The sequence below is a fragment of the Prevotella sp. oral taxon 376 genome (assembly GCF_003043945.1).
GTDB lineage: Bacteria > Bacteroidota > Bacteroidia > Bacteroidales > Bacteroidaceae > Prevotella.
Genome location: NZ_PYXG01000003.1, coordinates 112,378 through 136,319 on the forward strand (window position 1 = coordinate 112,378; position 23,942 = coordinate 136,319).

The window sequence follows — 23,942 nt, forward strand, 5'->3', positions numbered from 1 at the left end:
CCATGCTGAAGAATCATTATTATGAAAACCTGGTAGAGGCAGGATGCGACGAAGCGGGGCGTGGCTGTCTGGCTGGCAGCGTTTATGCCGCCGCCGTAATTCTTCCCGCAGATTATGAGAATCCTGCCTTGAACGACTCGAAGCAGCTTTCCAGGAAAAGGCGTTACGAACTCCGTGAGCAGATTCAGCAAGATGCCATCGCCTGGGCCGTGGGTGTGGTAACGGCTGGGGAAATTGATAAAATCAACATTCTGCAGGCCTCGTTACTTGCCATGCACAGAGCTCTCGACCAGTTGGAGGTTCGTCCGGAAGCCATCATCGTGGATGGCAACCGCTTTAGACCTTATCAGGAACTTCCTTATGCCACGATCGTGAAAGGCGACGGTAAGTTTCAGTCCATTGCGGCGGCAAGCATTCTGGCTAAGACTTATCGAGACGATTACATGGACAGGCTGGATGTGGAATACCCGATGTATGACTGGAAATCGAACAAGGGATACCCTACGAGGAAGCATCGGGAGGGCATCCGCAGGTTTGGGGTCAGCCCTTATCATCGTAAAAGCTATAATCTGCTGGGTGGCGAGCTTAGTCTTGACTTCCGGGATTGATCCTGGTTATACCTTATTATACATAGTAGAGAGGCAGCCGGAATCATTTTCCGGCTGTTTGTCTGTTTGGAAAGTCCGCTATGCGGAAAACCCGCAGAAACAGGGCTTTCCGAGGTCCGCTGTATCCCCAAAAGTAAAAGGCCGTTAGAAGCCCTCCTTTTAGCCGTTAAAAGGAGGGCTTCTAACGGCTAAAAGGAGCGTAAAAAGCCGCTTCCGACAATTCCCCCTGTCGTACCCCCATGAGACGGATGTTCTCGTCAGTTTGAAAAACTGCTGTTAATTTTACTTTATTTTTACGGTTTGGCTTGGACGAAAATCTTTTGTAATTTTAAGGTGCCTTATCTCATATTCTATCATTCTATCTTAAAAAGCAAAGAAAACATAATAAAATAATGCACAAAAAGGTATTATTATAACTAATTAAAACACTCTTGGTGTTAAATAATGTTTAATGTTGAATAAAAAAGGAGGAAAAATTTGTAAAACAAAGCTAATTCTTGTAAATTTGCATTGATGAGTATTTAGGATTAAGTCGGTAAAATGAGAGGAAACCATTATATCTGATTTCTCCTACTTTTTATACTCTCCTCTGCGGGAATGGATTATTATTGTGTCTTATTAATTTAAAAAAGAGAATTTATGGAAAAAAGACTAACGATGCTTTTGGCCTGCCTGTTTCTTGGTATAGGAATGGCTCTGGCTCAAACAAAAGTTACGGGAACCGTAGTTTCTCAGGAGGATGGAGAGCCCATTGTGGGCGCTACTGTCAAGGTTAAGGGCACCAATACAGGTGTCATTACCAATACTGATGGCAAGTTTTCTCTGTCTGTCTCTACCCCCAATGCTGCCCTTGTCATTAGTTACATCGGCAGGAAGACGGTGGAGGTCAAAGCCCGGCCGGAAATGACGGTTACTCTTGAGAATGAAAACGAGACGCTGGAAGAAGTGGTGGTAACCGGTATGCAGAAGATCGACAAGCGCCTCTTCACCGGAGCCTCAACGAAGGTGAACGCCGCGGAGGCCAAGATCGACGGCATGGCCGACATCAGCCGCTCGCTGGAGGGCCGTGCTGCCGGCGTGAGCGTGCAGAATGTAACGGGAACTTTCGGTACCGCTCCGAAGATTCGAGTCCGTGGTGCCACCTCCATTTACGGCTCTTCAAAGCCTTTATGGGTTGTTGACGGCGTCATCATGGAGGATGTGGAAAATGTCAGTGCCGAGCAGTTGTCGTCAGGCGACGCCAACACGCTGATTTCTTCTGCCATTGCCGGACTGAACGCTGACGACATTGAGAACTTCCAGATACTGAAAGATGGTTCCGCCACTTCCATCTATGGCGCCCGTGCCATGGCCGGCGTGATTGTCGTAACGACGAAGAAGGGTAAGGCCGGACAAGCCCACATCAATTATACCGGTGAGTATACAATGCGCCTGGTGCCGTCGTATGCCGAGTTCAACATCATGAACTCGCAGGATCAGATGGCCGTTTACCAGGAGCTTTTCCTGAAAGGATACCTGCCTTATGCCGGCACGGCCAATGCCTCCGACTCAGGTATCTATGGCAAGATGTATCAGATGCTGAGCCAGTATGACGAGACCACGGGGCAGTTTGCGTTGGAAAATACGCCGAAAGCCATTGCCGCCTATCTGCGTGCGGCCGAGTATCGCAACACCGACTGGTTCAGCGAGCTTTTCTCTACCAGCATCATGCACAACCATTCGGTGAGCATCTCCTCGGGTACGGAGAAGTCGCAGACCTATGCGTCGGTAAGTGCCATGTTCGATCCAGGCTGGACCAAGCAGAGCAAGGTGCAGCGTTATACGGCAAATATGAACACCTCTTACGACCTTTCCAAGAAGCTGAACTTCAATATGATAGCCAACGCCTCCTATCGTAAGCAGCGTGCCCCGGGCACCTTGAGCTCGTCAATCGACGCCGTGTCGGGAGAAGTGAAGCGCGACTTCGACATCAACCCGTATTCCTATGCGTTGAATACCTCGCGCGCGCTGGATGCCAATACCTATTACACGCGCAACTACGCGCCCTTCAACATTCTGCATGAGTTGGAGAATAACTATCTTGACTTGAGCGTCATCAACTTCCGTGCGCAGGGCCGCCTGACCTATAAGCCCATCACGCAGATAGAGCTGGCCGTGCTGGGAGCCGTGAAATACGACGCCACCTCTAACGAGCACAATATTTTGGACAGTTCTAACCAGGCACAGGCATACCGTGCGATGGGCACTTCCACCATCCGCAGCAACAACCCGTTCCTTTATACCGATCCCGACAACCTGACTGCACTGCGCATAACCGTATTGCCTTACGGCGGTATCTATGAGCGTACGGACAACCGCATGTTCGGCTGGGATTTCCGTGCGACCGCTGCCTATAACGATGTCTTCAACGAAGACCACATCGTGAACTTTTACGGTGGTCTGGAGGCCAACAGTTACGACCGCCACAAGAGCTGGTCCCGCGGCTGGGGCATGCAGTACCGAAAAGGCGAAGTGGCCAACTACGCCTATCAGGTATTCAAGAAAAGCAAGGAACAGGGCACGGATTATTTCACGCTCTCCAACACCCATGTGCGCAGCGTGGCATTCTTCGCCAACGCCACTTATTCGTGGAAGGGTCGTTACACCGTGAACGGCACTTATCGCTATGAGGGCACCAATGGCCTGGGCATGTCTCGCAGCGCACGCTGGTTGCCCACCTGGAACATCTCCGGAGCATGGAATGTACACGAGGAACCTTGGTTCTCCAAGTTGCAGCCGGCCCTGAGCCACCTTACCTTCAAGGCCTCTTACTCGCTCACGGCCGACCGTCCTTCGGTTACCAATGCACAAACCATCTTCAGGAGCAGAACTCCTTGGAGATACTTCACGCGCGACAGCGAGACAGGATTGTATCTCTATGAACCGGCGAACCCCAACCTTACCTATGAGAAGAAGAAGGAGTGGAACTTCGGACTCGAGGCCGGTTTCCTGGACAACCGCATCAATTTCACGATGGATTTCTATAGTCGCGACAACTACGACCTCATCGGCATGGCGACGACACCTGGCACCGACGGTTTCATCCAGAAGTATGGTAACATTGCCTCCATGAAGTCGAGCGGTCTGGAACTGAGTCTGAGTACCACGAACATCAGGACGAAGGATTTCAGCTGGACCACCAGCTTCATCTATTCTCACACCCACAACGAGGTTACCGACCTGGAGACCTCCCCCGCATCATCGACCTGGTGAGCGGCACGGGTTTCGCCCGCGAGGGGTATCCGGTAAGGTCGCTCTTCTCCATCCCGTTCGCGGGGCTGAACAGCCATGGTCTGCCCACCTTCTATACCTCGGATGGCAGCACCACCGTATCGGGCATATACTTTCAGGAGAGCGACCAAAAGGAACTGGATTTCTTGAAGTATGAAGGTCCCACCGACCCTACCGATACCGGTTCGTTCGGCAATATCTTCCACTACAAGGGGCTCACGCTGAATGTGTTTATCACCTATTCGTTCGGCAATGTGGTTCGGCTGGATCCCGTATTCAAGAAATCCTACAACGACCTGACCTCTACTCCCAAGGAATTCAAGAATCGCTGGATGGTGGCGGGCGACGAGTTCAAGACCGATATACCGACTATCGCCACGCAGCGGCAGAACTGGAACGATACTGACTTGAAGGTGGCCTACAACTCCTATAATTATTCCACGGCCCGCATTGCCAAGGGCGACTTCATCCGCATGAAGGAGATTTCGCTCGGCTATGACTTCCCGAGGTCGCTCTACCAGTCCGTGGGGCTGAGCAACCTGTCGCTGAAGCTACAGGCTACGAACCTCTTCCTGATCTATGCCGACAAGAAACTGAACGGTCAGGATCCGGAGTTCTTCAATACCGGTGGCGTGGCCGTTCCGGTGCCGAAGCAGTTTACGCTTACATTAAGATTGGGTATCTAAAAACAGAGATAGATATGAAAAGAAATAAATTTATATATTCCGTTATCATTTTGGGCTTCGGCCTCATGACGTTCACTTCCTGCAACGACTTCTTGGATGTGATGCCTGACAATCGCACCATCATCGATACGGAGGACAATGTTCGGAGTTTGTTGGTTTCCGCTTATCTCGATCACGACTACAACCTGTTTACAGAGTTGCTTTCCGACAATGTGGATGAGTATCAGAATACATATACTGAGCGTTTCATCGACGAGATCTATCAGTGGAAAGATCCCCGGGAGTCGAACAACGAGTCGCCGGAGAGTTTCTGGGAGTCGGCCTATCAGGTTATTACCACGGCCAACAATGCCCTCGATGGCATAGAGAAGATGGGCGGTGCCACGACTACGATCCTGAGAGAATGCAAGGGCGAGGCCCTGCTGGCGCGTGCCTATGCTCACTTCATGCTGGTCAATATTTTCAGCCTGAACTATAATTCCGCCACTGCCGGCAAGGATCTCGGAATTCCGCTGATGTACGATACGCATGCGGAAATCGGCGTAGTGCCCAGCCGCGGTACCGTGGCTGATGTCTATGCGTCGGTCGACAAGGATATTCAGGAAGGCCTGCCTTTGATTGGCGACAGCCATCTCTCGATTTCGAAGTATCATTTCAACACGAAGGCCGCCTATGCCTTTGCTGCCCGCTTCTATCTCTATTACGAGAAATGGGAAAAGGCCATTGAGTATGCCAACAAGTGCCTGGGCGAAAACCCTAAGTCTCTGTTGCGCGACTGGGCGAATTCCGCCACGCTGGCCTCTACTTTTGATGTGAGGTCGCAGCATTATGTGTCGTCCGAGCTGAACTGCAACTTGCTGCTCGCCACCGGCTATTCCAATGCGGGCGTTGCATTCGGACCTTACTTTACATGGAAGAAATACACTCACGGACCTTACATCTCCGATCATGAGACCGGCGGAGCGACGCATCCGTGGGGCGGGTCTACAATGCTCTATGAGGCTCCCCACTCCTATCCGGGCACAGGCTACAGCTTTGTTATCTTCTGGCGTGTCCCTTACATGTTTGAGTATACTGACGCCGTGGCCGGCATCGGCTACCGCCGTTCGATATTTCCGCTGTTCACGACGGACGAGTGTCTGTTGAACCGGGCCGAGGCTTACACCATGACCAAGCAGTATGACAAGGCTGCCACCGACCTTACGCTATGGATGCAGAACTTCACGCGGTCGAGAACCACGCTGACTCCTGCCAGCATCACGAGCTTCTATAATGCCATAGCCTATAGCTACCAGGAGACCGGAGACTCGCTGGCATCAACGGTGAAGAAGCACCTGCACCCAGCCTTCAGTATCGACAAGGAAGGTAGCACCCAGGAGGCGATGCTCCAGTGTGTGCTCGACTTCCGTCGTATGGAAACCTTACATTGGGGGCTGCGCTGGTTCGATATCAAGCGTTATGGCATCGAATATCCTCGCAGAACCATCTCTACTTCCGGCTCGCCCGACAAGCAGACCGACTTCCTCTCTAAGGACGACCCCCGCCGCGCAGTCCAGCTACCGTCGAAGGTGCTTGACGCGGGCGTTACGGCGAATCCGAGAAATTAAAGGCAAGATAAACTTTAAACGATTAGGAATATGAAAAAAATATTAGTATATGCTTTCGCGATCCTGTCTGGTGCCGTGATGTTCACCTCCTGTTCGGAAGACGACCTGAGCCCGGAAAGCATCATCACCGTCGACCAAGTGGACTATACCAAGTTCGATTACTGGCTGAAAGCGAACTTTATCAATACCTACAACATAGATCTCAAGTATCGCTTTCAGGATATAGAGACTGATCACAACTACTATTTGATTCCCGCCGACTACAATCAGTCCATCAAGTTGGCGCACATCATCAAGTATGCCGTGCTGGAAGCCTTCGACGAGGCTGCCGGAATCAACTTCACCCGAGCCAACTTCCCCAAGCAGATCTATTTGGTGGGTAACTGGGAATTTCGCAACAATGGCACCTTCGTGCTGGGTACGGCTGAGGGAGGAAAGAAGGTCTTTCTTGCTGGCGTGAATCTTTTGGACGAGAACCTCTCGAGTATCGCGAGGCTAAACCAGTATTATCTGAAGACCGTTTACCACGAATTCACCCACATCTTGAACCAAACCAAGGACTATGCGGCCGACTATCAGCTGATTACTTCCACGGGTTATGTGGCTGGTGAGTGGAGCGATCCTCCTTATAATGCAGCTAATTATTGTCTGGAGCATGGATTTATTTCCGCTTACGCTCAGCATTCTCATGGCGAGGACTTCGCCGAGATGTTCTCCATCTATGTAACCAATACTGCCGAACAGTGGGATGCCTGGATGGAAGCAGCCGGGACAGATGGTGCGAACTACATCGCATCGAAGCTCTTCATCGTGCGAGACTACATGGAGAAGTCATGGGGAATCGACATGGACGAGCTGCGCTCCATCGTCCTTCGGCGCGAGGCGGATATTGTCGCGGGCAAGGTTGAACTGTCTGATTTGACCGTAAAATAACATAAGGATTACGATTATGAAAAAGAATAAGTTTTTTATATATTTACTGCTCCTGCTCCCCGCGTTCCTGGTGGGCTCGTGCACTCCTGAGCAGGACGACTATTTCGAGGAGCCGTCTTCCACGCGTCTGGCCAATTTGATGTCTACCACACGCAAGGCTCTGATGGATTCCGAGCGGGGATGGCTGTTTGAGGTGTTCCCCGGACTGAAAGGTCAGGAGTTTGGCGGCTTTGTCTATACCACGAAGTTCGATAGTCTCACTGTTTCGGTCAGGAGCGAGATTGCCGGCGATCCCACTTACGAGGAGACCTCTTATTATAAGATGACCAATGAGGCCGGTGCCGCCATCATCTTCGATACGGGCAACCACCTCATTCATATCCTCTCTGAGGGGACCTCTTCCAACTATCAAGCTTTTGGCGGCGACATCGAGTTCGTGATAGACAGTGTGGGTGTGGACATCATCAAGGTTCATGGTGCCCGTTCCGGTAATACCTGCTACTTCCGTCGGCTCACGATGTCGGCAGAGGACTATGTCAAGGCAGTGGATGCCATTCAGGCCGATTTCATCTATGGGAACTATTACGGCACCATAGGTGGAAAGGTTATTGCCGTAGGATTTAACCTGGACTCCAACCAGATTTACATCAATCCGGACACCACCCAGACCGTTGGAGAAATATCCACTTCCTTCGTCTATACCAATCAGGGTATTCGTTTCTATGGGCCTGTTACCATTAACGGTATCACGGTATCTGAGCTTGTGTTTGACTATGATGCCGGTACACTGACAGGTACGGGTAGTGCAGGAAACTCATTCGTTCTAAATGGGCAGTTGCCAAAGGGATATCGCAAGTTTGCGGACTACGAGGAAGGTGCTTACACTTTGACTTACAGTAGCGCAAGCGGTAGACCTCTTACGAAGGCGGTAACGCTGACAAAGAGTTCCGGCAGCAGCTTCTCCATGACAGGGTTGTTTGCCAACTCTCCGTCTACAGAGGTTAAGCTCACCTATAACAAGGCCGATGGTGCGCTTTACTGGAATGCTCAGGCTGTGGGAACAGAGAATGAAAATACTGTATGGACTTGTCCATGGGTTTATGGGAGCACGCTCACCTGGAATACGGATGCGGGCATGAAGACCGTATGGAACGGCAACGAGACCAACCCAGTATACACATGGGAGAACAATGGGAAGACTTCTTACGCCTTCGACTCCTTCATCATGTGGACTTTGAATTCTGCAGGAAAGAGTGCGGGTGAGTATAAGGGTACAACTTACAAGGTGAATAACAGCAGCAGAATCATTAAATTGGTTTCTCTTACTAAAAACTAAAGATTATCAATTATGAAAAAGATATGTGGAATATTAGGTCTTATGCTGGGCTTATTTGTATTCGTTGCTTGCAGTAGCGATGATATAGAGAATCCTTATGCACAAGTCTCATCTATCTCTATAGATAGTTGCTCGGTGCTGTTTCAGGCAGCACCCGGCACAGGCTATGTCGCTCTCGCTGCTCCGAACGGAATCACGAAGGTGGTTTCAGAGCAGCCTTGGTGTACGGCTACGATCAATGGCACCATGGTTAGTGTGCAGGTGGAGGAAAACTCTGGTATGCTGGGCCGCTCTTCTGTATTGACCATTTATTCCGGCAATGACTATGCCCAGGTTACCGTGCAGCAGATGGGGATCATTTTCGCGTTGGATGTTCTGTCCTTCGTTTCTGACAACGATGATGCCGTAACGCTGCGCTATTCGATGAAGACCAACACCGATGTCGCCATCACCTCCAATGCCGACTGGCTTCAGGCGTCTGCCTCGGGGAATACCCTGGTCGTCAGCATGACAGAGAACACCACGGGGCACATGCGTAAGGGATATGTGTATTATACGGCAGGAACGGCTACCGACTCCATTCCCGTCATTCAGTATGATTTCGACAAGGATATTGCGGGCAGTTACCGGCTGTTCTACAAAGAGACGGCAGATGCCGCCGAGTGGCATTATTTCAATGCCGTGGTCAGCAAAGACTCGATATCGCTGCCAGATCTAGGCCTGAGACTTCCCGCCTCCTTTGATAAGAGTGCCTTGTCGATCAATCTCCAGAGCGGGCAGTATTGCGGCCGGTTCGGTGCTTATTATATCTACAATGCCTTCCAGTTGGCGGATGGATATTGGACGGCTTATTACTCTAGCACTACGGCTTGGGGCTCCTTTGATTACGACGAGGAAGATGGTATCCAGTATTGCATGATCAACGAATCCACCAGCACTCGTGCCTTCATGGGCATCAGCCTCATCGCGTGCAGTAGTCAAGAGTTTAATGCTTCTACCGACCAAGGCGCGCTTGCAAACCTCTACAGCCCAGTTCTTCAGAAAGTTGCTGCCGAAGGTGGTGCCAAGGCTTCCTTCAGGCTCCCATCATTGAGACAGGCTAAGTAGTAAATTCTCTCTTTTGAATAGCCAGGGGGGCCATATACTTGATGTATATCGGCTCCCTTGCTTTTTGGCGGAAGTTCCTTATATCATAAGTTTAGGGGGTGCTGACACCGGCAGGAGGGGGATTTCTCAAAAGTTGTGCATTGTTTCTTCATTTTTTTCGAGTTATGGGGACAAACTCTTGCTAATATCAAAAATATCATATAACTTTGTGGCTATCATGAAGAAGACAACCACAATATTATTGCTGGTGCTGCTCTCCTTGGGAGTGAACGCGGCGCGGGAAGTTACCTCTGCGCAGCTCAAACTGGTGGGGGACGGCAAGACCTTGAACACCCCTGCCATCCAGGCGGCTATCGACAAGCTGTCGCGCAAGGGCGGCGGTAAGCTCATCCTGCTTCAAGGAACGTATCTCACAGGAGCCATCCAGCTCAAATCGGGCGTGGAGTTGCACCTGGAGGCCGGAGCGGAGTTGCTGGGTAGTACGGATCCGAAGGACTATTATCAACTGCAGGTAGGGGGAGAAGGCGATGTCGTACGTAAGGACAATTCCAAGTATGGACTTATCCTTGCCCAGGGGGCAAAGCGTATCAAGCTTACGGGCTATGGCACCATTAATGGTCAGGGACGAGAGCTGGCACTCACCATCGACTCTCTTTGCAAGGCTGGCATCCTAAAAGATGACCACTATAGCACGCGATTGCATCGCCCAAGTGAGATCATGCGCCCGAAACTTTTTTTCTTCAGTGAGTGCGACGGGGTAGAAATCACCAATCTCACATTGCGTGAGAGTGCTTGCTGGGGTTTGAGTTTTGACCAGTGCCGCAATATGAGGCTTGATAACCTCACCGTCTTGAATCGTGCTTATTGGAACAATGATGGCATCGATCTGACGGATTGTGCCAATGTGGAGGTGGCCAACTGCTACATCAACGCTGCCGATGATGGCATCTGCTTGAAGAGTTATCACCTGCACGGAGTGAGCGAGAACATTCGTATCCACGACTGCCACATAGAAAGCTCAGCATCGGCGGTGAAGTTTGGTACCGCCTCGTGGGGTGCTTTCCGCAACATCTTCATCACGAACAACAATGTGCTGAACACCTTTCGGTCGTGTATTGCCATCGAGAGTGTCGATGGTGCGAAGATAGAAAACATTCTCGTCGATGGTATGAAGGCTCGTAATACGGGCAATGCCATCTTCGTGAAGCTCGGCAATCGTGCCGGTGATGGCACGGGCTTCATTCGAAACATCATGCTGAAGAACTTCGATGTGGAGCTTGCAGAGGATCGTCCTGATGGCAATTACGATATTCGTGGCCCGGAGGTAAGCTACTTCCATAATCCTTTTCCATCCAGTATTACCGGTTATCCTGGTCATGCCGTCCAGAATGTGGTCCTCGACAGCATCCGGATCGTGGCTCCGGGAAATGCCAGCAAGGGGATGGCCTATGTGCGCGTAGACGAGGTTCCCGAGAACGAGAAAGGCTATCCCGAGTTCACCATGTTCGGCGAGCTGCCGGCTTGGGGCTTCTTCTTCCGCCATGTCGACGGTCTTACGATGCGCCATGTGAAGTTGATATACAGGCAGAAAGACTTCCGGAGCCCCATCGTGAAAGACGATGTGAAGAATTGTGAGGAAGAGGATGTCGCCGTGAAGTGGCATTGTGCGGACATATTTGTCGATCATCCGGAATATCTGCCATCATTCCCGGGCGGGAGTAATGCTCTCTTGAAATATATCGCCGACCATGTGCGGCATCCCGACGGCAAGGGTATGGGGCAAGACAGGGTTGTCGTGAGCTTCGTCGTGGAGCGTAATGGAGACCTCACAGGCTTTGAGATCGTCCGTCCTTCATCTCCCGCGCTCGACGCGGAGGCTCTGCGCGTGGTAAAAGCCATGCCTCGGTGGGAACCCGGGAAGAGATACATGAACGGATATGGGCTGGTGCCCGTGCGGACAAGATATAATTTGCCAATAACTTTTAAAACAAAATAAGATCCATGAAAAAAACGCTTTTAACTTTTGGCTTTGTGCTCCTTTCGCTGAGTGTAAGTGCCCAGAAAACCATCACCTCTGCCGAAGCAGGACTTGTGGGGGATGGCAAGACCTTGAACACTACCGCCCTTCAGACCACCATCGACCGTCTTTCCCGTGAGGGCGGTGGTGTGTTGCAGCTTAATCGGGGCATCTATCTCACGGGTTCCATCCTTCTCCGTTCGGATGTGGAGTTGCGCCTTGACAAGGGAACCGTGCTCTTGGGCAGTCCTAATCCCGACGATTATACCGATCTCCGTGAGCAGGTGGAGGGCAAGCCGATGCCGAAAAATGTCTACAGCCTTGCCCTCGTGGTGGCTTATAAGGGCAGGAACATCAAGATTACGGGTCGCGGCACCATCAACGGACAGGGACGCAAGGTGGCACTTGCCATCGACAGCCTACACCTGAAAGGCATCAAGAAAGACCCGAACTACTTCACCCGCCTGCATCGCCCCCGCGAGATCGTGCGTCCTAACCTGCTCAACTTCATGGAATGCGAGCAGGTGGAGCTCCGGGGCAACCACTATGAGGGCAGCGCTTGCTGGGGACTGGTGTTCGTGAAGTGCCGTCAGCTGCACATAGAAGGCCTCGACATTCGCGACCGCGACTATTGGAACAACGACGGTATCGACATTGCCGACTGCCATCATGTAGTGGTGCGCGACTGCCATGTGGATGCCGCCGACGACGGCATCTGCCTGAAGTCTGACGATCCGGAAGATACCAATAAGGACATTCTCGTCGAGAACTGCCGCGTGGAGTCGTCGGCCTCCGCCATCAAGTTCGGTACGGCGAGCCTCGGAGGCTTTCAGGACATCATCATCCGCAATATCAAGGTGAAGGACACCTTCCGCTCCGCCATCGCCATAGAGAGTGTCGACGGCAGCATCTGCAAGAATATCCTGGTGGAGAACATAGACGCCCGTAACACGGGCAATGCCATCTTTCTGCGCATCGGCAAGCGATGGGGCAAGCGGCAGGGCATTCTGGAGAATGTAATCCTGCGCAATATCACCTGCGAGGTGCCCTTCGAACGCCCCGACAAGGGGTATGACCTCCGCGGGCCTATAGAGGATACCATGCTCAACCCCATCCCCTCAAGCATCACGGGCACGCCCGAGATGAAGGTGAAGAATGTGGTGCTTGAGAATATCACCATCACCTGTCCCGGCCAGGCCTCCAAAGGCGTGCGCTATATCCCGTTGTGGAATATAGCCTCCATCCCTGAGAAGATCGACAGCTATCCTGAATACGACATGTTCGGTGAGCTGCCGGCCTATGGATTCTATCTCCGTCATGTAGACGGCATTGTCTTCCGGAATGTCCGTTTCAAGCTGGACGGTGAGGAATTCCGTCCTGCTTTCGTGCTCGACGATGCCAAGAATGTAACCTTCGAGCGCATTACCTATCCGAAAGGATACGATAAAAACCAGGTATACTGGAAGAGGGACTGACGCTCCCCGCTATTTGCATGTGGGCAAAAGTCCCTTGCCATAGACGGGAAAAAGTTCTGTTTCATCCAGAAAGATACACTGGCAACCATTGCCGTTGAGGGTGTCTTCCTCTCCGATGACTGCGATTTCGACAACACACAGATGTGGGATGTAGTGCGGGGAAGACATCTTCAAGGGCGGTTTTACCGTCTTTGGGGGTAGCCAAGGAATCTCCGGGGGCTTCTCTACTCCTACCGGGCGCGGTGGCGGGGCGGCAGAGTTAAGTGCCATTGACGCCTGTTATCTGAGTTTTATCTGTAAATATATTTCTTAATTGTCGGCTTTTGCGTATTCGGGAATGATCTGAATAATATTCAGAAAATGCCCCCCGAGTTTGCAAAAGACCGTCTTTTGCATGCCTTTTAGCGGCCTTTTACAGGGCCGGAAACCGTTAGAAGGCAAGTGAAAAGCCGCTTCCTGTCTGCAAAAATTGCATATTTCTTTTTGAAATCAGCAAACCGAAAGATTAACGAAAGTTAAATGCGGCTTTTAAACGAGTTGTAAGCCCATCAAACAGTTCTGGCCTATCATTTCCACCCCAGCCGTCCGCGTCGCTTCTCGAGGAAAATGGATAATTATGCATTAATAACAGTCTCTATTGTAATATAATTTAGCCGATTTGACTCTCGCCATGTTCCTGCAGGGGAGAAAGCCTATTTTGATCCTTTCCTTCGGTTGCAGTCGCGGCAGAGCATCTGGCAGTTTTCTTCTACGGTGCGCCCTCCCTCGCTCCAAGGAGTGATATGGTCGCCCTCCATCTGTTCGATTTCGAAGTGCTGGTGGCATATCGGGCACACGCCTCCCTGCCGCTCGTAGATGGTCAACTTGATGTCCTCGGGAAAGGCGCGAAGCCCCAGATAATGCTCATCGCGTGTCAATACATAGGGACAGATGCCCTTTTTCGATTGTACTTCTGAATCTATGATGAGGCGTGCCATCTCTTTGTCGAGGCTTGCCTTGTCGAGAATCTTATGGTGAAAGCGGTCATAGAGCCCGCCCCAGTCTATGCCCTTCATGATGCTCTTGCGTTTCCCGAGATCGAAGGTTGCCGTTATCCAAGTGATGACCGACGAGAAATACTGCCACAGCTGTGCGGCGTTCGGGTCGTGCTGATGCAGTGCCATATAGCCCTCTATGCTCATTTTGGGTGTTGGGGGAACGCTTAGCGATCCTGCCATCCAGCGCAGGGCGGTCTCCAGGAAGTCTTGTCGGATGGGTGAGCCGTTCATCAGCAACCTACCCATATTGTATGCCGGGCAGTTGGTTTTTGAGAAATAACGCTTGGCATCACTCACGAATGGTCCGGCATAGACAGCGTTGCGCAATTCCTGCGGGGTGAGTCTTTCTCCCGAGATGTTGATGGTTTCAAACCAGTTGAGTTTTTCTTTATCGTTGCCGCTGCACACATAGACCATCAGTTCGTAGTCAAGTATCTGCTGTTTTTCCGGCTCCGTGAGGTTGTGGAAGTACTGAAATTCGTAGGCAAATACGCCCGTTACATACTGACAGAGCGATATTGTGCGCTGCTGACCGTCCATGACCTCGTAGGGGACATCGGCGTCCGCATCCCGACAAGCCCAGTACATCACATTCAAGGGGAAGCCCCGCTTGACGGTGGTAATCACCGCTTCGCGCTTTTTCTCGTCATAGATGAATTCCCGCTGGTAAGGAGGGCGGATGTCGAGCTTGCCTCCGAAGCCTTTTACGCCTCCTTCATCGTTGTCTTCATAGCCGTCGGTGAGTTCACGGACGGTGATTTTTCTAAGTTCGATTTGCATGATAGTATAGTTTTATAATTCTTTATTTCTAATTAAAAGGCGTGCATAAACTCCTTTTCCATTGACATAGAATTTTGCTCTTCCATCATCTCCATTAGTCAACTCGTCTCCTTTAGCTCCACTCATTAGACCTAATATCTCGAATTGTTTAGGATTATATTTGTCCAAAAAAGTGATGGGCACGCCCATGATTCCATCATAGTTGTAGGGTATCTCGTTGGTCTTGTTCACATTAATAGCATCATAATTGTCGTACTTTTGGTAGTCTTCAGGGTTGTAGGTCTTATATAAAATCAGCTCCTCATTCCGCTTCCGGGTTTCCAAGTTGGTAAACCAGTGCACGCCGGAGACCCTGATCATACCCTCCCGATGATCCCCCGCTGAAGCTGTATCTTCGTAGACGGAGTGGAAATGGGTGGCTCCTCCCTTGAATCCATATCCCAACCAGAGCCTATTTTCTTTGATAAGAGGGAAGATTTCCTTATAGGTGATGGCGTTCTGATGGCCTATGATGAGGAATTTCTTGCCGTATTCCATCAGTTGTGCCACATATTCCCTGAAGAGGGAAAATGGTGGATTGGTTACTACGATGTCGGCCTCTTTGAGCAGCGCCACGCACTCCGTGCTGCGGAAATCGCCGTTGCCCTTGAGCAGCGTGAGGGCGTTCTTATCGTTCTGCAACAGGTACTGCACATCGGCCAGGTTGACCACGCCGTCGCCATTCTCGTCTTTCACTTCGGAAATCTCTATCTTGTGTGCGATTTTCTTAGGTTCTTCCTCGCTGTCGAAGTGCAACATCAGCTCATTTCCTTGTACGGGTGATCCGTCGTAGCAGGTAGCAATGAGCTTCTTCAAGCCCAGTACATTGAAGTTGAGGGCAAAGTATTTGAAGAAGTTGCTCTCATAGGGGTCGTCGCAATTGCAGAATACGGTCTTGCCGCGAAAGTGCTCCCGATAGTGGCGAAGCTCGTTCTCGATGTCTGAAAGTTGCGTGTAGAACTCGTCTTTCTTGTTCCGCATCGCATCTGATAAGGTCTTGTTTGCCATATGCTATAGTGTTATTGGGCGTATTGCTTGTTCTCGGAGTGAGTTTTCTTTAGGGCACAATAAAAGCGTGAACGGACTTCATCCACGCTTCAAAGGCCCTGAGAAAGCCCACTAAACCAGATTAAGTCACGCCCACGCCATAGCGCAGACGCTTGCAACTTATTCTTTCGGTTTAGTTTTTTCTAGAATTTCTCAGGTTCTTGAAGCTGTTCCGAATAATAGCAAACGCTATGTTTTTACCCACAAAAATACCGAAGAGAGTCCGCCGACTAATTCTCCGGCATCGGCAAAGGTAGCATATATTTTCCGAAGAATCAAGTTTTCGCCCGGTTTATTTTTTTGTTTGTTTTTCAGGAGGGCGGTCATGGGTAGGTGAATTTAACCGCTTTTATCTTTTTATATTTTGTAAATCAGTGGGAAAATTGTAACTTTGTAGGCAGAAATATAACGAATAAAAAACAGATATAAACTTATGGCAAAGAAAGCTTTATTGATGATTCTCGACGGATGGGGAATCGGCAAGCATGGTGAGGGCGATGTAATCTACAATACGCCGACCCCCTACCTGGATTATTTGAACGCCGTGTCGGCTCACTCCCAGCTGATGGCGTGTGGCGAGGATGTGGGTCTGCCCGACGGTCAGATGGGTAACTCGGAGGTCGGCCACCTGAACATTGGTGCCGGAAGAGTGGTCTACCAGGATCTCGTGAAGATTAACCGTGCCTGCAAGGACGGCTCCATCCTCCGGAATCCGGAAATACAGAATGCCTACGGTTATGCCCAGAAGACGGGCAAGAAACTCCACCTGATGGGGCTGACCTCTACCGGCGGTGTGCATTCTTCACTCGACCACCTTTTCAAACTCATTGAGATCTCCAGGGAATATGGCCTCAAGGACACTTATGTGCACTGTTTCATGGACGGGCGCGACACCGATCCGAAGAGCGGCGCCGGCTTTATCAAGGAAGTTCAGGAAGTCTGCGACAAGAATGGCGCGCACATTGCGAGCATCGTGGGGCGTTTCTATGCCATGGACCGCGACAAGCGCTGGAACCGCGTGAAGCAAGCTTACGACCTGCTCGTAGAGGGTAAGGGCAAGCAGGCTGCCGACATGGTGAAGGCCATGGAGGAAAGCTATGCCGACGATGTTACCGACGAATTCATCCTTCCCATCAACAATTCCACCGTCGATGGAACCATTCAGGAGGGAGATGTCGTGATTTTCTTCAACTTCCGCAACGACCGTGCCAAGGAGCTTACCACGGTGCTTACCCAGCAGGATATGCCCCAAGAGGGAATGCACATCGTCAAGAACCTGCAGTATTACTGCATGACACCTTACGACGCGAGCTTCACGAATGTTCATGTACTTTTCCCCAAGGAGAATGTAACGAATACGCTGGGCGAGTATCTCTCTGCGCTGGGCAAGAAGCAACTCCACACCGCGGAGACCGAGAAGTATGCGCATGTAACTTTCTTTTTCAACGGCGGTAGGGAGGAACCTTACGAGGGGGAGGACCGCATACTGGTTCCCTCGCCCAAGGTGGCCACCTACGACCTCAAGCCCGAGATGAGTGCATATGAGGTAAAGGATAAATTGGTGGATGCCATCAATACTCAACTCTATGACTTTATCGTCGTGAACTTCGCCAATGGCGACATGGTGGGGCATACGGGGGTATACCACGCCATTGCAAAGGCCGTATGGGCAATAGACCATTGCGTGCATGATGTCATCGAGGCGGCAAAAGCCAATGACTACGAGGCCATCATCATTGCCGACCACGGTAATGCCGATAATGCCATCAATCCGGATGGAACGCCCAATACGGCCCACTCCCTCAACCCCGTTCCTTTCATCTATGTAACCGACAACAACTCGGCAAGGGTGAAGAATGGGCGTCTGGCCGATGTGGCTCCCTCCCTCCTGCATATCATGGGACTGGAACAGCCGGAAGCCATGACGGGCGAGAACCTGATAGAAGACAAGTAAACAAAAACAGGCAGAGAGCTTCCTCACCGAAGGGGAGGCGCGAATTTTCCGATGGATGTAAAGATTGAAGAAAGCTGGCGGCAGCAAGTTGGTGAGGAATTTGATAAGCAATACTTTGTCAGCCTTACCCATTTCGTACGCGAGGAATATCTGCGTCATCAGTGTTTCCCTCCGGGAAGGCTCATTTTCAATGCCTTCAATCTTTGCCCTTTCGAGCAGGTGAAGGTCGTGATTATCGGTCAGGATCCTTATCACGAGATGGGACAAGCCATGGGCTTGAGCTTCTCTGTGCCGCAAGGGGTCATGATGCCGCCGTCGCTGATTAATATTTTCAAGGAGATAGAAGGTGATATAGGTACTCCGATGCCCGCCGATGGCGACCTTACCCGATGGGCAAGGCAGGGCGTGCTGCTGCTCAACGCCACGCTCACGGTGCGCGCCCATATGGCGGGAAGTCATCAGCGGCGGGGCTGGGAGGAATTCACCGATGCCGCCATCAAGGCGTTGAGTGCCCGGCGCGACCATTTGGTATTCATCCTCTGGGGCGGTTATGCCCGCTCGAAGCGCATGCTCATAGACCCACGGAAACATCTCGTGCTGGAATCGGTGCACCCCTCGCCGCTCTCGGCGAATCGTGGCGGATGGTTTGGAAATCATCACTTCTCCTGTTGTAATGCCTATCTTGAACAGAACGGGATCGCTCCCATCCAATGGTAAAACAGCAACTTCACATCCTTCAAGTGGGCAATGTGCTCGTCTCTCCCGATATATTCACCGAGTATTTCTGCTGCGACCTCGATGTCTGCAGGGGTATCTGTTGCGTGGAAGGCGACGCGGGAGCGCCCGTGGAGCTGGATGAAATCGCGGAAATAGAGAATTGTCTGGATGTCGTCTGGGGCGATTTGTCGGCCTCGGCGCAGTCGCTGATCGACCGTCAGGGCGTCGCCTATGCCGACAGGGACGGCGAACTGGTAACCAGTATTGTGAATGGGAAAGACTGCGTGTTTACCTGTTATTCGGGGGCGACTTGCTTGTGCGCCTTGGAAAGGGCGTGCCGGCAGGGGAAGAGCCGGTTTATGAAGCCGGTTTCCTGTTCGCTTTATCCTATCCGGGAGAAGAAGTTTCCGGGAGGAATTTCAGGCATCAACTATCACAAATGGCAAATTTGTGAATCTGCAAGGATAAAGGGCAGAGAGCTTGGTCTGCCTTTATACAAGTTTCTGAGAGAGCCATTGATTCGTCGGTTTGGTGCCGAGTGGTATCAAGAACTTCTTGAGATAGCCGATGAACTGCGGGCTCAGGGGCTGATTTAATTCCCTCTTTCTTAGGTTCTTCTGTATGCGGAAGGCGACAATCCGGTGTGTTCCCGGAAGTATTTGCCAAAGAAACTTTGGTTGGGGAAGTTCATTTCTTGCGAAATCTCTTTGATGCTTTTCGTGGAACTCTTTAGCTGAACACGGATTTCGCGCACCACATAGTTGTCTATCCACTCGTTGGGCGTGCGTTTGCTAATCTGCCTCACCGTCTCGGAAAGGTATTTCGGGGTGATGCAGAGTTGCTGCCCATACCAGCTCACGCGCCTTTCGTGCTTGAAGTTCTCCTCCAGTAAATGCATGAATTGAATGAAGATGGTCTCGCTGCGGGTCTGTTTCTTGTCGCTGTGCTGCTGGATGCGGTAGATGCTGTTGCCGATGTCGTAGAGCATGGTGGTGAGCAGCGAGCATACCACATCCTTGCGGAAATGGTGGGAAGTGTCGAGCATCTTGCGGCGAATGAGCTCGTAATACTCCTTGAAAACCTCTTCCTCGTCACTCAAAAGGCGGAAGACCGGATGGGAGCGAGAGAACAGAAACACGGAAGAAATCTCGTGAATGTCCTTCACCATCTCGGAAAAGAAGTTGAAACTGACCATCAGCCCGATGCCGTTGAAGTCGCGGCTGCGTAGGAAATCACCGGTTACCTGTCCGTGGCTGATGATGAGCACATCGCCGGCAGATACCTCGTGCATCTCCGTATCGACGGTGTAGCGGGCCTCACCCTGCAGGCATAAGCCGACGAGAATGCAGTCGAGGACACGGGGTTCTGTAGGGAACGGCAACTTGGCAAACTGGTCGAAGAGGATAATGTCGTCATCGATATATTCGCCTTGGAATGCCTTTTTGGCCTTTGCGATTGTAATCGGTTCGAATTGAAAATTGCTCATAAGACAACTTTTAGTTGCAAAGATACGGCATTCTAATGGAAAAAAGGAACAAAATCGAGGGTTTTTATTCTTAAAATGGAGAATTAATAGTTTGTTTCGGAATCGTTTACGATCGTAACTTCAACGATTTCCAGCCTCTGGATTTGCTCTCTCTTAAACCATTTGTCGCCGTAGACAAGTATCCTTTTGCCGAAAAAACGGGCGAATTTAGGAAATGCCTGCTCGTCGGTTTTCCCATTGCAGATGTACTCGAAGTTGCCGAAATGGATGACCTCTCCTTTCTTGCAGTCTCGCAGGGTGGCCCTTAGGAAGCCGTAGAAAGGTTCTCCAAATTCATAATAGATGCTGTCTCCGACAAGGTCGAAATACTTGGGAGTTCGAATCCTGATAGCCCTTTCTTGACCTGCAGGGGCATCCCGTGGGATCTTTCCGTACTCTGTATGCCCCCGGCCTTTCTTCGCGCCCTGCCAAAGGGCTATGTGAACGGAGGTGGCATTCCATGGCGCACTGTCTGTATAGCCGTCTTGTGCTTCGCTTCCGCAGAAGTCCAGGGTCCTGTTTGCGGGTCTGCACAGCCAACTCTCGTCGCTCAGATGGGCAAAGTTGCGTCCCTGACGGTCTTTCCCGCTATACACAACGGCCACCTGATGATGCTCTATGTGCGGATAGGACGGTGCATACCACAGGGCAATGGTATTTGAATCGCTCCTTAGGAGGTGAGAAATGTCGAAAGTTCTGGTAATCGGGACATCTGAAGGGGCATGGCGATTGAGACTAATCAAGGTGTTTGAGACATTGCACTCATTGACATATACATCGAGACAGCCTGTCGAGGTTACCGTCAGCTGAGCCATTAGTGGCCGCTCCTTGCTGACAAAGGTTTTCCGGAACCATATCTGCGAGACAGAGTCCGGCATCGGATGGCTTATCCAGCGGGCACCGAATTCTTGAGCCTGCGTACCCACTGCCCATAATGCCAGCCATAAAAGAAGGGAATGTTTCATATTTCCAGTCTATTCCAGAATCACACTCTTGCCCCTTTCCAGATTGATTTTCTTTGTTTTTCCGTTGTATCTTACTGTTGTGGAGCCTCCGTTCCTGCTATAGAGGGTTGCCTTGATCACCTTGCCTTGTCGCCATTCTATGTCTACAACGAAGCCCCCACGGGCGCAGATGCCTTTCACATGGCCTTCGCTCCATTGCTCCGGAAGGGCGGGGAGAAGCTCAATCTCATGAAGCGAGCTTTGCAGAAGCATCTCGCAGACACCTGCTGTACCACCGAAGTTGCCGTCTATCTGGAAAGGGGGATGGGCATCGAAGAGGTTGGGATAGGTGCCTCCCCCGTTGCCGTAGTTGGTCTCGTTCTTGTCTGCCGGTACATAGTTCAGTAGTTTCTGGTAGGTGTGGTAGGCTTGCCTGGCGTCATGCAGCCGTGCCCAGAGGTTGATTCTCCACCCCGTGCTCCATCCTGTCGTGCGGTCGCCCTTTTGTATCAGGGTCTTTCGGGAGGCTTCTGCCAGTTCGGGGGTGCCGCTGACCGAAATCTGATGACCGGGATACAGCCCTATCAAATGCGACTGGTGGCGATGGTGGATGTCGGGATCTTCCCAGTCATAATACCACTCATTGAGGTCGCCTTCATGGCCGATTGTATAGGGATGCAACCGCTTCACCTTGCCAGAAAACTCACGGGTAAGCATATTGTCGATACTCAGAATGCTTGCGGATTGCAGCGTGTTGTTCAGCAGCTCGCGGATGATGGCGAGGTCGGCGGTACCCCCATAGCAGGTCTCGCCCCGATAGCCGTTCACCCTATAGGTGTTCTCGGGACTTGTGCTGGGGGCCGTAATCAGTTCTCCCGGCTGTTTTGGATTCTCGATAAGCCAGTCGGAAACAAACTCGGAGGCTCCCCGCATGAGGGGATATGCCGTGTTTCGGAGGAAGTTTTTGTCCATCGTGTAGGCGTAATGCTCCCACAGCGACTGCGTGAGCCATGCGAAACCGAGGTTCCAATTGGCCCACATGGGACTGCCGACCTTGTCTCCTACGGGGTTTGTCATGGCCCAGATGTCGGAATTATGGCTTGAGCACCATCCTCGGTGGATGCCGTAATAGTTGCGGGCGGTGTGCCTGCCATTCTCCGCAAGGTTCTCCATGAGCGTGAAGAGGGGCATTGTGAGTTCTGAGAGATTGCATACTTCTGCGGGCCAATAGTTCTCCTCGAGGTTGATGTTCACGGTGTAATTACTTCTCCAAGGGGCTTTCTTCTGTGAGTTCCACAGTCCCTGCAGGTTGGCAGGAACACCTTTTGTGCGCGAACAACTGATGAGCAGGTAGCGGCCGAATTGTGCATAGAGCGTCTCAAGGTAATGGTTTCCCCCGCCGTTCTGCGTGTAGTTTTTCAGTTGGACATTCGTGGGGAGCTTGTTCTCATCATTGCTTACCTTGCCCAATCGGAGCTGAAAGCGATTGAAGAGGTTCTGGTAATCGGCAATATGACGCTGCCGTAATTGATCGTAAGGCTGTGCCTTGACGGCCTTAAGGTCATCTTCCACATTCGTGATGTAGGCCGCCCCTTCTTTGACGGGATGCTTGTCGAAGCCGTTGAAGCTGGTCTCATTGACGAAGTACAGGGTTGTTTCGTCTGCCTTGTCTAAGGTGAGGGTGGAATCCATGGCCGTTATTTCTCCCCCTTTGTTTACAACTTTCAGGATGGAGCAGAAGTGTGTGGTCTCCCGCTCGTTGCCGACGGCATGTCCTGTCAGGGTGAGTCGGTTGCGGAAAGCTTTTATGCCGTGGTCAATTTGGGAGCTTAGTGTAATGGTGAGGTTGACTTGTCCGGGCTTGTCGGCCTTGATCCTGACGGCGAAAACCTTGTCGGGATTCGACACGAAGTACTCTCTCGTGTAGGTAACTCCATTGCGTGTATAGCGATCCTTGCAGAGGGCGCTGTCGATGTTCAACTCCCTGTAGTATCCGGTAGCCTTGCCTATGGAGTTATCGAGGATATGGAGGGTCGCCAGAGGCATGTAGTATGCCGAGTTAGGACCTTGCAGATGGCGTTGCAGGGAGTCGGCGAGCCGATAGTCTTCATTGAACAATGCCTTTCGGATTTCCGGCAGCCATCGGTGTGCGTCCTTATCGAGATTTCTGTCAACAGGCTTCCCCGACCACAGCGTGATGTCGTTCAGGTAAATCAAGTTGTCGTCAGGATTCCCGTAGACCAGCGCTCCGAGTTTTCCGTTTCCCAAGGGCAGCGATTCCTCGAAGAAGTTCGCCGGCCGGTCATACCATAGTTTGAGTTGAGGTTGCTGTGCAAAACCCGTCAATACGCAGCTGATCAGGGTTAAAGTAAGAAGGTTCCTTGTCATCTTTAATGATTGTCTTTATTCGCAAAGATACGATAAAACTTCCGTTTTTCAAAGTAATTAAAACAAAAAAGACGATGAGTATTTCATCGCCTTTTGTCAAAGTGCTTATAATATAAGTGTTGCTTTTTAACCAGCAATATTTTCCCAGCCTTCCGGTCCTAAAGAGTTGAGGAGTACTATGATAATCATGGATAGTATCAATATCACATCATTTTTGTTTCTGAAATAAGTGGCAGCCAAGGCTACTGCGACACTCGAAAGCAATGGCGTGAAAAGCATAAATCTCATCGGGCGGAAATCTATAAACATCAGGCTAATTGCTGGCAACATTCTTCCTAAGATTATACAGCATGCAATAGGGATGCTGTGTTTGCCGTCATCGTATGCGTTTAGTAATAGATAAGCTAATACAAAATAGCAGACTGAACCGGTCCAGCTCGCGGTCTTCTTGTCATTGAGCGACCAATAGGCA

The 23,942-nt window shown here is 51.0% G+C and carries 16 protein-coding genes and 1 pseudogene; 11 read left to right on the forward strand and 6 right to left on the reverse strand.

Annotated elements, in window-relative coordinates; translation table 11 throughout:
• The first annotated feature begins 2 nt into the window (after positions 1–2).
• From C7120_RS12745 to C7120_RS12780, 8 genes and pseudogenes are all read left to right on the forward strand, one after another.
• Positions 3–608: a ribonuclease HII gene (locus tag C7120_RS12745; RefSeq protein WP_107622022.1), complete on the forward strand. Its 606-nt coding sequence runs from the start codon at positions 3–5 to the stop codon at positions 606–608.
• Positions 609–1,247: 639 nt separating this feature from the next.
• Positions 1,248–4,564, forward strand: a pseudogene (locus C7120_RS12750) (SusC/RagA family TonB-linked outer membrane protein).
• Between the two features lie 14 nt (positions 4,565–4,578).
• Positions 4,579–6,171: a RagB/SusD family nutrient uptake outer membrane protein gene (locus tag C7120_RS12755; protein ID WP_107622023.1), complete on the forward strand. Its 1,593-nt coding sequence runs from the start codon at positions 4,579–4,581 to the stop codon at positions 6,169–6,171.
• A gap of 30 nt (positions 6,172–6,201) precedes the next feature.
• The gene (locus tag C7120_RS12760; protein WP_107622024.1) at positions 6,202–7,104 is read left to right on the forward strand and encodes a putative zinc-binding metallopeptidase; all 903 of its coding nucleotides are present in this window, start codon (positions 6,202–6,204) and stop codon (positions 7,102–7,104) included.
• A 16-nt stretch (positions 7,105–7,120) separates the two neighbouring features.
• Positions 7,121–8,440 (forward strand): DUF4302 domain-containing protein, encoded by a 1,320-nt coding sequence (locus tag C7120_RS12765; RefSeq protein WP_107622025.1) that lies wholly within the window; start codon positions 7,121–7,123, stop codon positions 8,438–8,440.
• Between the two features lie 12 nt (positions 8,441–8,452).
• Positions 8,453–9,547: a BACON domain-containing protein gene (locus C7120_RS12770; RefSeq protein ID WP_107622026.1), complete on the forward strand. Its 1,095-nt coding sequence runs from the start codon at positions 8,453–8,455 to the stop codon at positions 9,545–9,547.
• Positions 9,548–9,764: 217 nt separating this feature from the next.
• Positions 9,765–11,543, forward strand: coding sequence for a TonB family protein (locus C7120_RS12775; protein WP_107622027.1), 1,779 nt, complete (start codon positions 9,765–9,767; stop codon positions 11,541–11,543).
• Between the two features lie 5 nt (positions 11,544–11,548).
• The gene (locus tag C7120_RS12780) at positions 11,549–13,039 is read left to right on the forward strand and encodes a glycoside hydrolase family 28 protein (protein WP_107622028.1); all 1,491 of its coding nucleotides are present in this window, start codon (positions 11,549–11,551) and stop codon (positions 13,037–13,039) included.
• A 692-nt stretch (positions 13,040–13,731) separates the two neighbouring features.
• Here the strand turns inward: C7120_RS12780 and C7120_RS12790 are convergent.
• Positions 13,732–14,856, reverse strand: a complete 1,125-nt coding sequence (locus tag C7120_RS12790) for a DUF262 domain-containing protein (RefSeq protein WP_107622030.1) — start codon at positions 14,854–14,856, stop codon at positions 13,732–13,734.
• Positions 14,857–14,868: 12 nt separating this feature from the next.
• Positions 14,869–15,903 (reverse strand): adenine-specific methyltransferase EcoRI family protein, encoded by a 1,035-nt coding sequence (locus C7120_RS12795; protein ID WP_107622031.1) that lies wholly within the window; start codon positions 15,901–15,903, stop codon positions 14,869–14,871.
• A 472-nt stretch (positions 15,904–16,375) separates the two neighbouring features.
• Here C7120_RS12795 and gpmI point away from each other — a divergent pair, with 472 nt between their 5' ends.
• Genes gpmI through C7120_RS12810 form a run of 3 tightly spaced genes read left to right on the forward strand, consistent with a single transcriptional unit; the run spans position 16,376 to position 19,209 of the window.
• Positions 16,376–17,896 carry a 2,3-bisphosphoglycerate-independent phosphoglycerate mutase gene (gpmI, locus tag C7120_RS12800; protein ID WP_107622032.1) on the forward strand — a complete coding sequence of 507 codons (1,521 nt, stop codon included), beginning with the start codon at positions 16,376–16,378 and terminating at the stop codon, positions 17,894–17,896.
• 51 nt (positions 17,897–17,947) lie between these two features.
• The gene (gene ung, locus C7120_RS12805) at positions 17,948–18,613 is read left to right on the forward strand and encodes a uracil-DNA glycosylase (RefSeq protein WP_107622033.1); all 666 of its coding nucleotides are present in this window, start codon (positions 17,948–17,950) and stop codon (positions 18,611–18,613) included.
• The gene (locus tag C7120_RS12810; protein WP_107622034.1) at positions 18,607–19,209 is read left to right on the forward strand and encodes a DUF3109 family protein; all 603 of its coding nucleotides are present in this window, start codon (positions 18,607–18,609) and stop codon (positions 19,207–19,209) included. Before ung ends, C7120_RS12810 begins: the two co-directional genes overlap by 7 nt.
• An 11-nt stretch (positions 19,210–19,220) precedes the next feature.
• On the opposite strand, the gene C7120_RS12815 is transcribed toward C7120_RS12810, so the two are convergent.
• The 4 genes from C7120_RS12815 to C7120_RS13830 all read right to left on the reverse strand — a co-directional run bounded on the left by C7120_RS12815 (position 19,221) and on the right by C7120_RS13830 (position 23,800).
• Positions 19,221–20,099, reverse strand: coding sequence for a helix-turn-helix domain-containing protein (locus C7120_RS12815; RefSeq protein WP_107622035.1), 879 nt, complete (start codon positions 20,097–20,099; stop codon positions 19,221–19,223).
• 83 nt (positions 20,100–20,182) lie between these two features.
• Complete coding sequence (locus C7120_RS12820) at positions 20,183–21,103, reverse strand: alpha-L-rhamnosidase (protein WP_146154273.1); 921 nt, start codon at positions 21,101–21,103, stop codon at positions 20,183–20,185.
• 9 nt (positions 21,104–21,112) lie between these two features.
• Positions 21,113–23,470 (reverse strand): glycoside hydrolase N-terminal domain-containing protein, encoded by a 2,358-nt coding sequence (locus tag C7120_RS12825; protein ID WP_107622037.1) that lies wholly within the window; start codon positions 23,468–23,470, stop codon positions 21,113–21,115.
• Positions 23,471–23,596: 126 nt separating this feature from the next.
• Positions 23,597–23,800, reverse strand: coding sequence for a hypothetical protein (locus C7120_RS13830; protein ID WP_146154274.1), 204 nt, complete (start codon positions 23,798–23,800; stop codon positions 23,597–23,599).
• Positions 23,801–23,942 lie beyond the last annotated feature (142 nt).

What these genes read in the sequence shown, in the direction of transcription:
- C7120_RS12745 (WP_107622022.1), top strand. Translation starts at nt 3, where the DNA reads ATGCTGAAGAATCATTATTATGAAAACCTGGTAGAGGCAGGATGCGAC.
- C7120_RS12755 (WP_107622023.1), top strand. Translation starts at nt 4,579, where the DNA reads ATGAAAAGAAATAAATTTATATATTCCGTTATCATTTTGGGCTTCGGC.
- C7120_RS12760 (WP_107622024.1), top strand. Translation starts at nt 6,202, where the DNA reads ATGAAAAAAATATTAGTATATGCTTTCGCGATCCTGTCTGGTGCCGTG.
- C7120_RS12765 (WP_107622025.1), top strand. Translation starts at nt 7,121, where the DNA reads ATGAAAAAGAATAAGTTTTTTATATATTTACTGCTCCTGCTCCCCGCG.
- C7120_RS12770 (WP_107622026.1), top strand. Translation starts at nt 8,453, where the DNA reads ATGAAAAAGATATGTGGAATATTAGGTCTTATGCTGGGCTTATTTGTA.
- C7120_RS12775 (WP_107622027.1), top strand. Translation starts at nt 9,765, where the DNA reads ATGAAGAAGACAACCACAATATTATTGCTGGTGCTGCTCTCCTTGGGA.
- C7120_RS12780 (WP_107622028.1), top strand. Translation starts at nt 11,549, where the DNA reads ATGAAAAAAACGCTTTTAACTTTTGGCTTTGTGCTCCTTTCGCTGAGT.
- C7120_RS12790 (WP_107622030.1), bottom strand. Translation starts at nt 14,856, where the DNA reads ATGCAAATCGAACTTAGAAAAATCACCGTCCGTGAACTCACCGACGGC.
- C7120_RS12795 (WP_107622031.1), bottom strand. Translation starts at nt 15,903, where the DNA reads ATGGCAAACAAGACCTTATCAGATGCGATGCGGAACAAGAAAGACGAG.
- gpmI (WP_107622032.1), top strand. Translation starts at nt 16,376, where the DNA reads ATGGCAAAGAAAGCTTTATTGATGATTCTCGACGGATGGGGAATCGGC.
- ung (WP_107622033.1), top strand. Translation starts at nt 17,948, where the DNA reads ATGGATGTAAAGATTGAAGAAAGCTGGCGGCAGCAAGTTGGTGAGGAA.
- C7120_RS12810 (WP_107622034.1), top strand. Translation starts at nt 18,607, where the DNA reads ATGGTAAAACAGCAACTTCACATCCTTCAAGTGGGCAATGTGCTCGTC.
- C7120_RS12815 (WP_107622035.1), bottom strand. Translation starts at nt 20,099, where the DNA reads ATGAGCAATTTTCAATTCGAACCGATTACAATCGCAAAGGCCAAAAAG.
- C7120_RS12820 (WP_146154273.1), bottom strand. Translation starts at nt 21,103, where the DNA reads ATGAAACATTCCCTTCTTTTATGGCTGGCATTATGGGCAGTGGGTACG.
- C7120_RS12825 (WP_107622037.1), bottom strand. Translation starts at nt 23,470, where the DNA reads ATGACAAGGAACCTTCTTACTTTAACCCTGATCAGCTGCGTATTGACG.
- C7120_RS13830 (WP_146154274.1), bottom strand. Translation starts at nt 23,800, where the DNA reads ATGTTGCCAGCAATTAGCCTGATGTTTATAGATTTCCGCCCGATGAGA.